Source organism: Pseudomonas floridensis, assembly GCF_002087235.1.
Classification (GTDB): Bacteria; Pseudomonadota; Gammaproteobacteria; order Pseudomonadales; family Pseudomonadaceae; genus Aquipseudomonas; species Aquipseudomonas floridensis.
This window is the reverse complement of record NZ_MUIO01000131.1, coordinates 13,687-28,777: the sequence shown is the minus strand read 5'-3', so window position 1 is coordinate 28,777 and position 15,091 is coordinate 13,687. Positions and strand designations below refer to the sequence as shown.

The 15,091-nt window shown below is 61.8% G+C and carries 11 protein-coding genes and 1 tRNA gene; 6 read left to right on the top strand and 6 right to left on the bottom strand.

The annotated features are described in order from the left end of the window. The first annotated feature begins 20 nt into the window (after nucleotides 1–20). Nucleotides 21–96: transfer RNA gene (locus BZK31_RS25915), tRNA-Gly, on the top strand. Between the two features lie 102 nt (nucleotides 97–198). On the opposite strand, the gene BZK31_RS25910 is transcribed toward BZK31_RS25915, so the two are convergent. Next, nucleotides 199–624 (bottom strand): cupin domain-containing protein, encoded by a 426-nt coding sequence (locus BZK31_RS25910; RefSeq protein WP_083186090.1) that lies wholly within the window; start codon nucleotides 622–624, stop codon nucleotides 199–201. Nucleotides 625–814: 190 nt separating this feature from the next. Then, nucleotides 815–1,537, bottom strand: a complete 723-nt coding sequence (locus tag BZK31_RS25905; RefSeq protein WP_083186089.1) for a pirin family protein — start codon at nucleotides 1,535–1,537, stop codon at nucleotides 815–817. 239 nt (nucleotides 1,538–1,776) lie between these two features. Here BZK31_RS25905 and BZK31_RS25900 point away from each other — a divergent pair, with 239 nt between their 5' ends. Both BZK31_RS25900 and BZK31_RS25895 read left to right on the top strand, forming a co-directional pair. After that, the gene (locus BZK31_RS25900) at nucleotides 1,777–2,727 is read left to right on the top strand and encodes a GlxA family transcriptional regulator (RefSeq protein WP_083186088.1); all 951 of its coding nucleotides are present in this window, start codon (nucleotides 1,777–1,779) and stop codon (nucleotides 2,725–2,727) included. A 186-nt stretch (nucleotides 2,728–2,913) separates the two neighbouring features. Then, nucleotides 2,914–4,368: an ATP-binding protein gene (locus tag BZK31_RS25895; RefSeq protein ID WP_244182737.1), complete on the top strand. Its 1,455-nt coding sequence runs from the start codon at nucleotides 2,914–2,916 to the stop codon at nucleotides 4,366–4,368. Here the strand turns inward: BZK31_RS25895 and BZK31_RS25890 are convergent. The 3 genes from BZK31_RS25890 to BZK31_RS25880 form a co-directional block, all read right to left on the bottom strand. Then, nucleotides 4,348–7,116, bottom strand: a complete 2,769-nt coding sequence (locus BZK31_RS25890; RefSeq protein ID WP_083186086.1) for an ATP-binding protein — start codon at nucleotides 7,114–7,116, stop codon at nucleotides 4,348–4,350. The two genes, BZK31_RS25895 and BZK31_RS25890, sit on opposite strands and share 21 nt — an antisense overlap. Nucleotides 7,117–7,307: 191 nt before the next feature. Beyond that, entirely contained in the window at nucleotides 7,308–7,745 is a 438-nt protein-coding gene (locus BZK31_RS25885) for a helix-turn-helix domain-containing protein (protein ID WP_083186085.1), read from the bottom strand. 182 nt (nucleotides 7,746–7,927) lie between these two features. After that, the gene (locus BZK31_RS25880; protein ID WP_083186084.1) at nucleotides 7,928–9,358 is read right to left on the bottom strand and encodes a mechanosensitive ion channel family protein; all 1,431 of its coding nucleotides are present in this window, start codon (nucleotides 9,356–9,358) and stop codon (nucleotides 7,928–7,930) included. Between the two features lie 117 nt (nucleotides 9,359–9,475). On the opposite strand from BZK31_RS25880, the gene BZK31_RS25875 reads away from it, so the two are divergent. The 3 genes from BZK31_RS25875 (at nucleotide 9,476) to BZK31_RS25865 (ending at nucleotide 13,876) form a co-directional block, all read left to right on the top strand. Continuing rightward, nucleotides 9,476–10,384 carry a LysR family transcriptional regulator gene (locus BZK31_RS25875; protein ID WP_083186083.1) on the top strand — a complete coding sequence of 303 codons (909 nt, stop codon included), beginning with the start codon at nucleotides 9,476–9,478 and terminating at the stop codon, nucleotides 10,382–10,384. Between the two features lie 180 nt (nucleotides 10,385–10,564). After that, complete coding sequence (locus BZK31_RS25870; protein ID WP_083186093.1) at nucleotides 10,565–11,476, top strand: ABC transporter substrate-binding protein; 912 nt, start codon at nucleotides 10,565–10,567, stop codon at nucleotides 11,474–11,476. 129 nt (nucleotides 11,477–11,605) lie between these two features. Further along, nucleotides 11,606–13,876 (top strand): molybdopterin guanine dinucleotide-containing S/N-oxide reductase, encoded by a 2,271-nt coding sequence (locus BZK31_RS25865; protein WP_083186082.1) that lies wholly within the window; start codon nucleotides 11,606–11,608, stop codon nucleotides 13,874–13,876. A 5-nt stretch (nucleotides 13,877–13,881) separates the two neighbouring features. On the opposite strand, the gene BZK31_RS25860 is transcribed toward BZK31_RS25865, so the two are convergent. Next, on the bottom strand, nucleotides 13,882–15,057 hold the full coding sequence (locus BZK31_RS25860; protein ID WP_083186081.1) for an acyl-CoA dehydrogenase family protein: 1,176 nt from the start codon (nucleotides 15,055–15,057) through the stop codon (nucleotides 13,882–13,884). Between the last annotated feature and the right edge of the window lie 34 nt (nucleotides 15,058–15,091).

Sequence of the window (15,091 nt, the reverse complement as noted above, 5' to 3'; positions counted from 1 at the left end):
TCCCCTAGGGGACGCCATTTGCGGGAATAGCTCAGTTGGTAGAGCACGACCTTGCCAAGGTCGGGGTCGCGAGTTCGAGTCTCGTTTCCCGCTCCAAATTCACGAAAACGCCGCTCAACAGAGCGGCGTTTTTGTATGCGCGTTTCAGGCACCTCCGCCTTTGGTTATTAACTGCACCCGTTAACCAGCCGCGTCCGTTCAGCCCTGACGTGACGCAAGCAATGCGTCGAGTTCCGGCATCAGGGTCACGCTTTCCTGCTCGTTAGGGTCGGTGCGAGCGATGAGGGCGGTGGCTTCGTGCTCGTGGCTGAGGTTATACGGCACGTGCGGCATGCCCGCCGGTATGTAGAAAAAGTCGCCTTCCTCGACAACCGCATGTTTCTCCAGCGCCTCGCCGTACCAGCAACCCGTACCGCCTTTCAGCGCGTAGATGGCTGTCTCGTGCTCCTGATGTTTGTGCGCCTTGCCTTTGCCGCCTGGCGGGATGGTCAACAACTGCATGTGGATATGTCGCGCACCGGCACTTTCAGCGGAAATGCCGACCTGGTAATCCAGACCCTGCTTGCCCTGATAAGTCGCCGCGGGTTTTAGAAGTACACAATCAGGCTGATGATCTTGCGGCATGGCCGTTCTCTCTGGCTGATGGTTGAGAAGCAAGGCTGTGCAATGCTGCCTGCGTCTTTGCAAAGCGTGGAACAGGCACTCGCCAGGATCAAGTTAAACAACGTTATAACTCGATCGCTTCGACTGTCTTTAAACACAAACGCCGCCCAGGTGGGCGGCGTTTGTGCGATGACATGCATGTGCCTCGTGTTCAAGGCATTTGCGGCAGTTCGTTGGGCCGCAAATCGAACACCAGCACTTCGGCATCCACGCCCTCGCTCAAGGTGATGACCTGTTCGTCACGTACACGCACCCCATCGCCTTCGCCCAGCGCCTGACCATTGAGCACCACGCTGCCACGAGCAACGTGTACGTAGGCATAGCGGTTGTCAGCCAGTTTCAGTGTGGCAGTCTCGTCACCGTCGAACAGACCGGCATACACCCGGGCATCCTGACGAACGTTCAATGCGCCGTCTTCACCGTCTGGCGAAATGATCAGTTGCAGGCGGCCACGTTTCTGCTCGGTGCTGAAGTGTTCCTGTTGATAGATCGGGGTCGCGCCCCTGACATTCGGCACAATCCAGATCTGCAGAAAATGCACGCCCTCGGTCTGCGAGTGGTTGAACTCACTGTGTGCCACGCCGCTCCCGGCGCTCATCAACTGCACGTCGCCCGGACGGATGACCGAGCCGGTGCCCAGCGTGTCCTTGTGTTCCAGCGCGCCTTCGAGCACATAGGAAAAAATCTCCATGTCGCGATGCGGGTGCTGACCGAAGCCTTTGCCTGCGGTTACGCGGTCATCATTGATCACCAGCAGGTCGGAAAAGCCTCTTTCGTTCGGATTGTGATAGCTGGCGAACGAAAAGGTGTGAAAGGAGTTCAGCCAGCCATGATTGGCTGCGCCACGATCGGAAGCTTTGCGAAGAGTCAGCATGATAATTTCTCCATCCTGTTGTCGACCCTGCTGATTCAGGTATCGACTGATTGAGATGAAGGTTACTGGTTATCGACTGTCGCAATAAGTAGCTGAAAGATGAATGACTGTCTCGCTGTGGTTGACAGTGATTGGGCCGACACGCGCTCTTCGTGTCTTTGTCCGTACCAATCCCCATCCCGTGCCATCTCAGCCATAATGCGGCTTCGACCTTTTTCTCTTCAGGTAACGCATCGCACATGAAAACCGTGGCAATGGTCCTGTTTCCGGATTTTCTCCTGCTCGACATGGCGGGTCCAATGGAGGTGTTTTCCATCGCCAACCGTTATCTGCCGCCCGAAGAGCACTACCAGATAAGCACAGTGGGCACTCGGCACGACGCCATTCTGGCGTCCAATGGCGTGCGGGTCACGGCCGATGCGCATATCGAACAGGCGACGGTCAGTTACGATTTGTTATTGGTGCCTGGTGGTCCGGGTGCTTACAACGAAAGGCATCAGCCGCTGGTGCGCTGGTTGCTGGAGGCCAAGGGGCAGTCGCGGTGCATAGGCTCGATCTGTACCGGTGCGTTCATTCTTGGCGAGGCGGGCTTGCTCGACGGCCATCGCGTCACCACGCACTGGCATTACACGGACCGCCTGATCAAACGCTTTCCAAAGGCCATCGTCGAGACCGACCAGATCTACATTCACGACCGTAACCTGCTGACCTCGGGCGGTGTGACGGCCGGCATCGATCTGGCGCTGGCCATCGTCGCGCAGGATCACGGCAAGAAAGTCGCTCAGGACGTCGCCAAAGTGCTGCTGGTGCTGATGAAGCGTCAGGGCGGTCAGGCGCAGTTCAGCCCGTTGATGACCGCCGTCGCGCCACAGGAGACCGCCGTTACACGGGTGCAGAATTACGTACTCGAGCACCTCGACGAGTCGTTCAGCATTGAGCGCATGGCTGGAATGGCCAACATGAGCGCCCGGCATTTTGCGCGGCTGTTCAGCCGAGAAGTGCAGATGACACCGATGGAGTTTCTACAGCGTGCGCGGATCGACCGCGCCCGCAGCCTGCTGGAAGTCAGCGACCTGCCGCTCAAGACCGTGGCCTACCGGAGCGGCTTTGGCAGCGTGCGGCACATGCGGTTTCTGTTCGGCGAGAAACTCGGCCTGACGCCCAGCCAGTACCGCGAGCAGTTCAGTTAGTTTCCGGTCTATCGTCGGGGTGTCCGTATCCGGCACCGCGTTGACCGTGTGACTCCCCCTGAAAAACTTGTTCCACCGCCGTTGCCTGCCAAGATGAACGGGAATTGTTCAGAAGGTGATGCAATGGACTGCCAGCCCCGGCGTTTCAGCCAGCCAGAGACTTCAAACGAGCCCGACGCAGCTTTCTTGGAAGGTGTTCTGCTGTTCGGTCCGTTCGCCCTTCATGTGCGCCAGCGTCTGATCCTGCGCGATGGCAAGGCACTGCGCCTTGGCGGGAGAGCGCTGGACATCCTGCTGATTCTGCTCGAGCACGCTGGCGAGATTGTCGACAAGCAGGCCTTGATCGCCCGGGTCTGGCCGGACTCCATCGTCGAAGAGATCAACCTGCGGGTGCAGATTGCCGCGCTGCGCCGGGCGCTGGATGGCGGGCGGCTTTATATTGAGACGCTGCCGCAACGCGGTTATCGCTTTATCGCCGAGGTCCGCCGGTGTCCGGATCCGCCTGAAGCGCCACCGTTGATCGCGCCAAACAACCTGCCCACGCGCCTGACGCCGGTCATTGGCCGCGAAGAAACGTTGGGCAAGCTGATACGGCAGTTGCCTGGACGACGCTTCATTACCTTGATCGGACCGGGCGGCATCGGTAAATCCACTGTGGCCTGCAGCGTGGCCGAGCGTCTGGTGTCGCGCTATCCGGATGGCGTGTGCCTGATCGACGTTTCGGCAGTGGACAGTGAGCAGGCGCTGGCTGTGTTTCTGGGGGCGTTGTTGAAACGAAAGGGCGCGCCTTCGTTGGCCAGTCTGTTCGATGAACTGGCCAAGGGACGCCGTTTGCTGATTTTCGACAATTGTGAGGCGCAGCGCGCACTCTGCAGCCAATGGATCGAAGCGTTGCTGACCCAAGGGCCTGAATTGGCGATTCTGGCCACCAGTCGTCAGCCGCTGGAGACCCACGACGAAGCGCTGCACCGGCTCGATCCGCTGACGATGCCGACCTCGTCAGCGCAGCTCAGTGTCGATCAGGGCCTGGCGTACTCGGCCGTGCAACTGTTCATCAGTCGTGCTCAGGCCTGCCAGCAGGGGCTGGTGGTGCAAGAGCGTGACATGGGATTCATCGTCACCCTATGCCGCAAGCTCGATGGGCTGCCACTGGCGCTGGAGATGGCGGCCGCGCAAGTCGAAGCGTTCGCGCTGGTCGGGCTGCACGGGCAACTGAATCACTGCCTGCAATGGCTGATTCAGGGACGGCGCACCGCGCAGGCGCGTCATCAGTCGCTGCGTGCATCGCTGGACTGGAGCCATCGGCACCTGAGTGTGCGCGAGCAGATGGTGTTGCGTCGTCTGGCGGTCTTCGACAAGGCATTTACGGGCGAATCGGCGGTGGATGTCATCGGCTGTGATGGCCTGGGCGCTGAATCGGTGCGCGACGCCCTGGTGCAACTGGAGCGTCACTCGTTGCTGACCAGTGTCTCGGGTGTGCAGGCAGTGCGCTATCGGCTGTCACACACCACCCGTGCGTATGCGCTGGAAAAACTCGACCACAGTGGCGAGCTTCAGGCCTTCACCGCGCGCCATGCCCGCCACCTCAGCCTGCAACGCTGGCTGGCCGCCAGCGCCCGCTCAATGCAAATGGTCGAGTAAGGCCCGGGCCGCCAGCAGGTCGGGAGTCGCGAATCCTTCGCTGAACCGCGCATAAACCGGCGCCAGCAACACGCGGGCCTGCTGCGCTTTTGCCTGGCGCTGCCACAACCCCGCCAATGATGTCGCCGAGCGCAGTTCCCACGCGAGCGCGTGCTGAGCGCGCGCCACCTCCAGCGCTTGCAGCAACAGCGCCTCGGCTTCCGCCTCATCGTGCACCTGCACCGCTTCGGCCCTGCACCGCAGCAGTTCTGCCGTGCACCAGCCGGTCAGGCCCGCTTGAGCCTGGCCGGCCAGCGCAGAATCCACCGGACCGGCGCCCAGCGTGACCATGATGTCTCGAATCAAGCCGGTGCCCTGCGGCTGGTCGATAGCGGGCGGCGCGTCGTCGAGCAGTGTCTGGTAAAGGTTCGCCCAGCGATGGAAAAGCAACACCGAATGCTTTTGCCCCTGTTCTCGCAGCAGTTTCACCCGATGGCTGGCGGCCTGCCTGTCGCCGGTATGAAACGCGATGGGGCAACCGGCCACGGCCAGGCTGTAGCAGATGGATGCGCCGTGGTTGATCTGCAACGCCACGTCCAATGCCTGAGACGCGGTGAGCGAAGCTTGTTCGGGCAAGCCCTGCAACCAGAGAATGCGCGCCAGCAGGGTCAGCGAGGCAACGCTCAGGTCGTACTGAATGCCGAAGCCTTTGGTGAATCGGTTCAAATGCCCGCTCTGCGCCATGCGTTGAATGACCTGCTCGGCGTCGCGCCGGGCCTGTCGCTGATCCCCGTTGTAATGCAGTGCCAATGCCCGCAGGCGTTGCGCGCTCAGGCGCAGCGCCTCGTTGGCGTCGAGCCCGAGACGGTAGAACTGGCGACTCTGTTCAAGTGTTGGCAGGTAATCTCCGTTGCACAGATTGACGGCCACCAGACCGGAAATGGCCTGCAACTGGCCCGAGAGGTCGCCGGACTGTTCAGCCAGGCGTTGCGCGGTGCTGAAAGCGCTTACCGTCTCCGGCTTACCGCCGACGGTGTGATACGAAAAATTGCCCTGCGCCAGCGTCAGAAACTTTTTCAGATCCAGGCAGGGCAGCGGGTTGGCGTTCAGCAGGTCCAGCGCCTTGCGCACGTAAGTGCCGTGCTCCTTGAGCAATGACAGCTCCTGCCACAGTGGCGCCGACTGGGCCACCAGGCGAATGGCGAGGACGTGCGGGTTGTCTGCGTCCAGGCCCCAGGCCAGTGCCGAGCGGATGTCCTCCAGGCTTCGACTGTAACGCCCGATCCATTGCGTCGTGGGCAGGTTTTCCCAGTCCAGTCGAGCCTGTTCCATGATCGCCACGCAGCGTCGGGCGTGACGTTCCTGAGTGGAAGGTAGCTGTTGATGATGCCGCAGTTTTTCCAGCGCATAACGGCGTGTGGTATCGAGCAGGTGATAGGCGACCTCGTCATCACCGACCTCCACGTTCAGCAGTGACTTGGCCACCAGTTGCGTGATGGCGGTGAACACGTCGCGGGTTGCGATCGGTTGATCCGTGATCACGGCGGCAGCCGATTCCAGCGAGAAGCGCCCCTGGAAAATGCCCAGCCGTTGCAGGCAACTCTGCTCCCGGACGCTGAGCATCTGGTAGCTCCAGTCCAGCGTGGTGCGCAATGTCTGGTGGCGGGTCAGTGCCTCGGAGGGATCGTCGCTGTGCTCTCGACAACTGTGCTGCAAATGTTCCAGAACGCCACTCAGGTGCAGGTGGCCGACCTGCGCGGCGGCAAGCTCGATGGCCAGCGGAATGCCGTCCAGTCGTTGGCACAGTTCGATGGCCAGCGGCAGATTTTCATCGGTCAGCTCAAACTGTTCGTGGCTGGCCATGGCCCGCTCGACGAACAGTTGCAGGGCGGGGAAATCCATGGCGGCTGCGCGATCGAGGCTCTCCAGCGGCGGGCAGTCCAGCGCTTCCACGCGCTGCACGCACTCGCCCTCGGCCCTCAGCCGCTCGCGGCTGGTGGTGAGAATATGCACCTGCGGTGCGCGGCGCAGAATGCTTTCGCAGAGCGCCGCACTTGCGTCGATCATGTGTTCGCAGTTGTCGATCACCAGCAGCATCTGACGCTCACGCAGCCGTGCAGCGATGTGGTCCACGGGTTCGTCGTCCGGCAACGACAGCTCCAGCAAGGAGGCAAGGTGTACAGCGATCACTGCCGGATCGGTGAGCGGTGCCAGATCCAGCAACAGAATGCCGTCCCGGTAGCGCCCGATCAGTTGCTCGGCCACGCGCAGGGCGATGGTGGTCTTGCCAATACCGCCGGGACCGACCAGAGAAATGAAGCGCTGCTGCTGCAACTGGCAGACCACCTTGTCGGCCAGCGCGTCACGGCCCAGCATTCGGGCGCGAGGCATGGGCAGGTTGTGCGGGTTATTCATGCGGGCATACGGCGCGTTCTCACTGCGTTCCAGGGTAAACGGGGCGACAAAGCTGTAACCGCGTTGCGCAACGGTGACGATGTAGCGTTGCCCCGCCTGACCGTCGCCAAGCGCTTTGCGCAAGGCCGCCATATGCACCCGCAGATTACCGTCTTCTACTACGGTTCTGGGCCAGACTCGGTTCATCAACAGCTTTTTGCTGACCACATTTCCCGCGTGTTCCAGCAGCACCAGCAAAATGTCCACGGCGCGTCGACCCAACCGCAACGGTCGGTCGGCTTCCAGCACCAGACGCTGTTGCGGGTAGATGCGGTAAGGGCCGAAACGTATGGCCTGCTCGCTGATAACGATCAACGCTGTGTTCCTGTGGCAATGGGTGAGAACGTCCGCGTGCAGAATAGCCCAGGCGCTTTACGAAAAATGGCTGCGCTCGGGGATGCTGCGTTAAAACAGGCCCGGAATACTCAGTTACGACGCGTAGACGCCGCTTCCTTGGTGCCTGACCTTCGCTCGCCGACTTTCGTACAGAGCCTGAAGGCTTCTGCTTACGGCGCCGTCAATCCCGCGCCCTGGCCCGCATTTCGTGCATGCCCGCGCCAGGTGAAGGGGTTGATGCCTTCGGCGCGGGAGAAGATATGCGAAAAGTGCGACTGATCACAGAAACCGCACTCCTGACTGATCTGCGTCAGGCTCATGGCGGTGTGCTGGATCAGGCACTTGGCGCGGGCCAGACGCTGCTCGCGAATCCATTCCTGAGGCGACAGGCCGGTGCTGCATTTGAATGCGCGGGAAAAATAGCTGCGCGACAGCGCACAGGCGCGTGCCAGTTCGGCCACTTCGATATTTTCGCTGAGGTTGTCGCGAATCAGCTGTTTGGCCAGCCGTTCACGCCAGGGAGACAGTCCACCACTGTGGCGACCAAGTGTGTCGAGGCTGTTTGCCTCAGGGCAGAGTTTGCAGGCATAGCGTTGAAAATGGGTCATGGCAAATGTCCTTGGTGGAGGGGGTCTTTCCATGGGCAAAGATTTGCGCAGAGGCCGCTATTCTTGATTTCGCACGCCGCACTGACGAGTTAATCGTTGTTAATTCGAACTATCAGGCGGGTAGTGGCTAGCTGATTGCTCGGACCGCTCTGTTCCGCGCGTTTCGACGACGCGACGGATGTTCACGAACGGCTTTGCAGCCAGCCAAGAAAGCCGCCTTTTCGCACCTGCTGCGCACGCGCCAGCAGGATCGAATGGGCGTTTTTCTGGCGTACGGCCTGCAGTTTGTGCAGCGCGGTATTCACCTGGCCGGATTGCGCCATGCAGGCGCGGGCGATGTTTTTGTCGATGCGATAGACGATGCTGGAGGTCAGTGCGGTGAAGCAGGCTTCGGAGGGTGTGTCGCCCAGCAGTCCCTGCTCGCCCAGCACTTCGCTCGGTCCCATGCGACCGGCTTCGATACGGTGTTCGCCATCGGCTACCGCCGCGCTGATCACGCCGGTGGCGATCACGAACAGGCCGTCGGGCACTTCATTGAGGTCCAGCACTACTTGTCCGGCCGAGTACTGCTGAGCGGTCATGTGCTGCGCCAGATGCTCGCGTTCCTGCTCGCTGAGCGAGCGGAACACTTTGACTTCTTCCAGTAGCGCACGGGCACGGGAGACCGGTTCGCTGGCGGTGTCTTGCTGGCGCACGATGCCGGCGGCTTCCAGATGCCGGTGTGCAAGGTCGAACAGTTGATTGCGCACTTCGCCTTTCTTGCTCAGGTCGGCGATGAAACCACTCGCCACGTACTCGGACATGCTCTCCCCGGAGGCTTGCAACACCGCTTTGGGCGCAGGGCTCAGCAACAGGCTGCTGCTGCCTTGCAATGTGCGTTCGAGCGCATCGAGCACCCGGCGCGGGCGGATGTGCGTGGGCACCTGAATGCTGATCGAGACCCCGTGCATGTGGGTCGGGCGACTGAGATTGACGATTTTGGCCTTGGCCGCCACCGAGTTCGGCACCACGGCGGTGCTGCCCGCGTGAGTCAGCAGGTGCGTGGCCCGCCAGTCGATATCGGTCACCTTGCCCTCGACACCGTCGATCGACACCCAGTCGTCCACTTGATACGGCTTGGTGGTGTTGAGGACGATTCCGGAAAACACATCGCTCAATGTGCTCTGCAACGCCAGACCGACAATGATCGCCATCGCACCGGAGGTCGCCAGAAGGCCTTTGACCGGCAGTTCCAGCACATAGCCGGCTGCGGCCACCACCGCAATCAGGAACACCAGCGCACCGATCACATCCTGCAAAAGTCTGCCGCTATGACCGATGCGGTGCATCAGCGCCAGGCCGATCAATACCGTCAGCACCCTGGCGGCGTACACCCACCAGAGAATGGCCAGCGCCGTGGCACCGAGCTGGACCACACTGTCATCCGGCCAGGACGGCGCCTGCAACGGGCTGATTCCGGCATTGATGATGATCGTGCTGAAGGCCAGAAACAACGCCAGTCGAACGCTGACCCGTGCCACCCGTTGTTGCATCGGCGCAACGTGCCAGATCAGCACATCGGCCAACAACAGCAAGGCGCTCCAGAGCAGCGGATGGGTCAGTGTCGGGTACATGGCGTAACTCCACAGGGCGGGATGAATGGGCTGTTCGCACCGTGATTGCAGATTAATGGGGTGCCTGAACGGGAAAAAGCCGCTATAAAGCGTTTAACTGTCAACCAGGTCGTGACAATGAACCCCTTCGAAGACATGCGTATCTTTTGCCAGGTAATGGAGTCAGGCAGCTTCACAGCGGCGTCGGACAAGCTGGGCTTGTCCAAACAGTTCGTCAGCAGGCGGCTCATGCAACTTGAGGCGCGTCTGGGCGTGCGCCTGCTCAATCGCTCGACGCGGCGGCTGGATGTCACGCCGTTGGGACAGAGCTATTACGAGTCGGCTTTGCGCCTGCTTTCCGAGGTCGAGCAGGTCGAGCAGGGCATCACCGGACAGAACAGCGAACCGCGCGGCACCTTGCGCATCAGTGCGCCGTTGTCCTTTGCCGTGGCGCACCTCGGCTGCCTGCTGCCCCTGTTTCTGCAGCGCTACCGGGATGTGGCGGTGGAAGTGGACCTGAGTGACCGGCCGGTGGACCTGCTCAGCGAAGGCTATGACCTGGTGCTGCGTATTGGCGTGCTGGAGGATTCCAGCCTGATCGCCCGCCGAATCGCTTCGATCGATCGTGTCTACTGCGCAAGCCCGGCCTATCTGGCTGAGCGCGGCACGCCTGAAAAGCCCGAAGATCTGCATGCCCATGACTGCCTGCCGTATGGTCACAGTCGTCAGGTGCAATGGCGTTTCCAGAACACGGGCAAGCCGCTGAGCCTGAGTGTCAGCGGGCGGATGCGGGTCAACAATGGCGAGTTGCTGCGCGACGCAGCCATGGCCGGGCTGGGCATTACCTATCTACCGACTTTCATCGTTGGAGCCGCCTTGCGCGAGGGCAGTCTGGTCAGGGTGCTGGATAACCTGCGCCCGGAACCGCTGACGTTATCGGCGGTGTACCCACAGCACCGCCAGGCCTCGCGGCCGGTGCAGGCGTTCATCGAGTTTCTGCGCGAGCGCCTCGACACGGGGATAGATCTGGATGATCGCCACGCTTGATACTTGGCAGTTTAGCTGAGTGTTTTGCATATTAGACTAGATCAAAAATGAATTTAGCTAATCTTTTGCCAGGTGTTAGGGTCGGTGTCATCGGTGCGTCCGCACCTCTGGTACGGCCTTGAGGAGAAACCCGTGGCGAAAACAATCACCCGTTGGAAAACAGGTCTGGCCCTGACCTTGATGCTGTCGACAGGCGTTGAGGCGGCCAGTCTGATCGTCGGCGACCAAAGCTACAGCGCCCGCACCGTGATGGAAGCCGCCGGTGTGCTCAAGGATGTGCCTTATGACCTTGAGTGGAAACAGTTCACCGCCGGCTCGCCGGTCGCAGAGGCGCTGAACGTGGGCAGTCTGGATGTCGGCCTGTTGGGCGACTCGCCTGCACTGTTCATGGGCGCGCTGGGTGCGCCGATCAAGGTGATCGGTGTTTCGCGGCAGAACCTGGACGGCGTGGCGATCGTGGTGCGCAAGGACTCGCCGATCAGAACGCTGGCCGACCTGACGGGCAAGAAGGTCGCGATCTGGAAGGGCTCGTTCAGTCAGCAATTGATGCTGACGGCGCTGGACAAGGCCGGTGTTGCCCGGGATGCGGTGGATTATCGCTACTTGAGCGCCCTCGATTCATCCCACGCGCTGGAGGGTGGTTCGGTGGACGCGATCGCCACCTGGGAACCCTATGTGACGCAGCAGGAACGGCAGGGTGCACGCATCATCGCCACGGCCAAGGGCCTGATTCCCGCCCAGAGTTTTATCGTCGCCAACGACCGCGCGATCAAGGACAAGCGTGCACAGATCAGTGATTTCATACAGCGCCTGCAGGCCGCTCGTGCCTGGTCGGTGAGCGACCCGCAGCATAATGAACACTACGCCAACGCCTGGTCGGCCCTGACCAGAGCCGATGCGCAAGTCGCCCGCCGCTGGTTCTCCCGGGCGCAGATCACCGTCGCGCCCATCACCCCCGATGTCGTCTCGGGCGCGCAGCAGACCATCGATTTTTTCAGCGATGCCGGACTGACCAAACGTTATCCCGCGGCCAGCGTATTCGACGAGTCATTCAACAGCGCGCTTGAAAAGCAGACGCAGGCGTCGCGTTGACCTGGGCTTGAGTTTCTGAACTTTCCGCTGGCTCTCGGCCGGCTCGCGAGGAGCGCCCTCTTTCACAAAGGTTGCCTGGGCGTGTGGATCGCGATAAAGATCATCGACACCTGAGGAGGCTGCCCTTTCATGAGTTTCACCTCACTCCACTGGGGCGTTTACCGCCCACACGTTGTGAACGGCAAACTGCACGCCCTGCAGCCTGCCGAATGGGACAAGGACCCGTCACCCATCGGTGACTCGGTCGCGGCGGCCATCACGTCGCCGACCCGCATTCTGCGTCCGGCGGTGCGTCGCAGCTTTCTTGAGCGGGCAGGCGGACATCCGGAATTGCGCGGTCAGGAGCCCTTCGTCGAAGTGTCCTGGGACGTGGCACTGAATCTGGTCGCTACCGAGCTGCAACGGGTCAGGCAGCAACATGGCAATCAGGCGATTTTTGGCGGCAGTTACGGCTGGGGCAGCGCCGGACGTTTCCACCATGCGCAAAGCCAGTTGCACCGGTTTCTCAACGGCATTGGCGGTTATGTGTCCAGTACCGACAGCTACAGCCTCGGCGCCGGGCGGGTTCTGATGCCGCATATCGTCGGCAACATGGACTGGCTGCTGGCGGCCCACACCTCCTGGAAAAACCTGGCCGGGCACTGCGAGCTGTTCGTGGCGTTCGGTGGCTTGCCCGCCAAGAACGCCCAGACCAGCCCCGGCGGCGCGAGTGACCATCTGCTGGCCGATGCGCTACAGAAGATGTCCGACGCGGGCGTACAGTTCGTCAACGTCAGCCCGTTGCGTGACGATCTGGCAGGTCCGGCGCAGATCCAGTGGCTGGCCGTACGTCCCGGCAGCGACACGGCGCTGATGATGGCGCTGTCTTACGTGCTGATCAGCGAAGGCTTGCACGACGAGGCGTTCATTCAGCGTTACACGGTCGGTTACGAGCGCTTTCGCGATTACCTGCTGGGCCACACTGACGGTCAGCCGAAGAGTCCGGACTGGGCGCAGGCGCTGACCGACATTCCCGCGCCGCAGATCGTCGAGCTGGCGCGCCGGATGGCTGGCAAGCGCACCATGATCAACATCGCCTATTCGTTGCAGCGTTCGGTCCATGGCGAGCAACCGTTCTGGATGACCGTGACCCTGGCCGCGCTGCTGGGACAGATCGGCCTGCCCGGCGCAGGTTTCGGTCTCGGCTATGGCTGTATGAACAACACCGGTAGCGGACGCAAGGCGTTCTCCGGGCCGCGATTTGCCCAAGGCAGCAATCCGGTCAAGGACTTCATTCCGGTGGCGCGGGTCACCGACATGCTACTCAACCCAGGCACCCGGTTCGATTACAACGGTCAGCAGCATACGTACCCGGATATCCGCCTGGTGTACTGGGCCGGCGGTAACATTTTTCATCACCATCAGGACCTCAACCGCTTGCTGGACGCCTGGAAACGTCCGCAGACCATCGTGGTTCACGAGCAGTTCTGGACCGCTCAGGCCAAATACGCCGACATCGTGCTGCCCGCGACCACTGCCCTTGAACGCAATGACATCGGCAGTTCGGCGTCCGACCGGTTCATGATCGCCATGCAACAGGCCATCGAGCCGGTGGGCGAAGCCCGTGACGATTACGCGATTTTCTCGGCACTGGCCGAGCGCATGGGGGTGGCTGAAGCCTTCACCGAAGGACGTGATGCGCAGCAATGGTTGCGGTTCATGTACGACGACTCTCGCCAGCGCGCCGAATCGTTTGGTATTGCGTTGCCTGCGTTTGACCAGTTCTGGCGCGATGGTCTGCTGGAAGTCGACGTTCCGGAAACCGACACTGTTCTGCTCGAGGCCTTTCGCACCGATCCGGACGTCCATCGGTTGCCGACACCGTCCGGGCGGATCGAAATCTTCTCCGAGCGAATCGCCGGTTTCGGTTATGCGGATTGTCCCGGCCATCCGGTCTGGCTGGACAAGCCCGTGCCTGCCTTCGCCCTGCATCTGCTGTCCAATCAGCCGAAAACCCGTCTGCACAGTCAGTACGATCATGGTAGCTACAGCCGGTCGTCGAAGATCCGGCAGCGTGAACCGCTAACCCTCAATCCGCTCGACGCGCAGGCCCGCGGCATTGTCGAGGGCGATGTCGTCAAGGTCTTCAATGAACGCGGTTCGTTTCTGGCCGGGGTGATTGTGTCCGACGGGATCCGACCGGGTGTGGTGCAGATCGCCACGGGCGCGTGGTTCGATCCGCTGGTGCATGGCCAGCGCGGCAGCCTTGAAAAGCATGGCAATCCCAACGTGATCACACGCGATGTCGGCGCGTCGAGCCTGTCGCAGGGCTGTTCGGCCCAGACCGCCTCGGTGGAAATCGTCAAATGGGAGCAGCCATTGCCACCGGTTACGGCATTCGAGCCGCCGCCGATGGCCTGAACGCGTCAACCGTCTTGCTTGCGTTGGGCGAACGCCGCCTTGCCGACGCCGATCAACACCGCGTCGTTCTGCGGTGTGTGAACCCGCCCGCACAGCACGTTACGGTAATGGCGTTGCAGCGGGTTGCTGCGCGACAGGCCCGGATTGCCGGATGCTTCAATGGCCAGTTCCACGGCGCGAATCGCGTTGCCGGTCACCAGGTATTTGATCTGCCCGGCATGCTGCGCAGGCGTCAGACCCTGTACCGCCGCGTCCAGCAGGCTGCGGTTGGCGAACAGCAGCGTATCGATCTGCCCGACCACTTCCTGAAAGCGCGGCAAGGTCGACAGCGCAGCGCCGAGGTTGGAAGGCTGGCGTTGCTCCAGCCAGTCCACCAGCCACTCGCGGGCAGACTGGGCGATGCCGTCGTAGACCGATGAGAGCAACACCGCCATCCAGAGCATTCCGGAAGGATCCAGGTCCGACCGTGGCGCACTCCATGGGCTGACGCTGACAGCGTGTTCCAGCGGCACCCGTACGTCGTCGAAACGAATCTCGTGACTGTTGGTGGCGCGCATGCCCAGGTGGTCCCAGTCCTCGATGATCCGGATGCCGGGCGTGTCCTTGTGCACCAGCCAGGTGCCGACCAGCGGGTCGTCGTCATCGCTGCGTGCCCACACGGCAAACCAGGTCAGGCCATGGCTACCGGTGGAGTAGATCTTGGTGCCGCTGATGCGCCAGCCTTCGCGTGTGCGGCGGGCAATCGTGCCGGGCAAACCGCCGCGTGCCGGTGTACCCAGGTCTGGCTCGACACGCAGGGCGTTGATCAGCGCGCCTTCATGCACCGCCTCTTCGGCGACCCGCAGCCGAAGGTCTTCGGGCCAGTGGGGATTGTCTTGCAGGCGAGCGTGCTGCAAGTACTGCATCACCAGAATCAGCGCTGTCGAAGGCTCGCCTCTGGCCACTGCACGGATGACCTGTCGGGCCTGCGCCAGATCGGCGCCGCCACCGCCCAGTCCGGACGGCACCACCAGTCCGATGAGGCCATGCTCCTGCAACAGAGCGAAATTGGCGTGCGGAAACTGCCCGCTGGCGTCGTAATGCTCAGCCGTTTCGGCCAGGGTCGCGGTCAGGCCATTCAGCCGGGCGGTGAACGCGGCGGCCGACTCCGGCAATGGCTGACGAAGGGGAGAAGGGCTCATGCGGGGTCCTTTCGCAGATGGGGCAGCAGGAATG

Bases quoted from the DNA above. Each gene is read 5' to 3' on its own strand.
- BZK31_RS25885 (WP_083186085.1), bottom strand. From the start codon at position 7,745: ATGACCCATTTTCAACGCTATGCCTGCAAACTCTGCCCTGAGGCAAAC.
- BZK31_RS25860 (WP_083186081.1), bottom strand. From the start codon at position 15,057: ATGAGCCCTTCTCCCCTTCGTCAGCCATTGCCGGAGTCGGCCGCCGCG.
- BZK31_RS25910 (WP_083186090.1), bottom strand. From the start codon at position 624: ATGCCGCAAGATCATCAGCCTGATTGTGTACTTCTAAAACCCGCGGCG.
- BZK31_RS25900 (WP_083186088.1), top strand. From the start codon at position 1,777: ATGAAAACCGTGGCAATGGTCCTGTTTCCGGATTTTCTCCTGCTCGAC.
- BZK31_RS25880 (WP_083186084.1), bottom strand. From the start codon at position 9,358: ATGTACCCGACACTGACCCATCCGCTGCTCTGGAGCGCCTTGCTGTTG.
- BZK31_RS25875 (WP_083186083.1), top strand. From the start codon at position 9,476: ATGAACCCCTTCGAAGACATGCGTATCTTTTGCCAGGTAATGGAGTCA.
- BZK31_RS25865 (WP_083186082.1), top strand. From the start codon at position 11,606: ATGAGTTTCACCTCACTCCACTGGGGCGTTTACCGCCCACACGTTGTG.
- BZK31_RS25905 (WP_083186089.1), bottom strand. From the start codon at position 1,537: ATGCTGACTCTTCGCAAAGCTTCCGATCGTGGCGCAGCCAATCATGGC.
- BZK31_RS25870 (WP_083186093.1), top strand. From the start codon at position 10,565: ATGCTGTCGACAGGCGTTGAGGCGGCCAGTCTGATCGTCGGCGACCAA.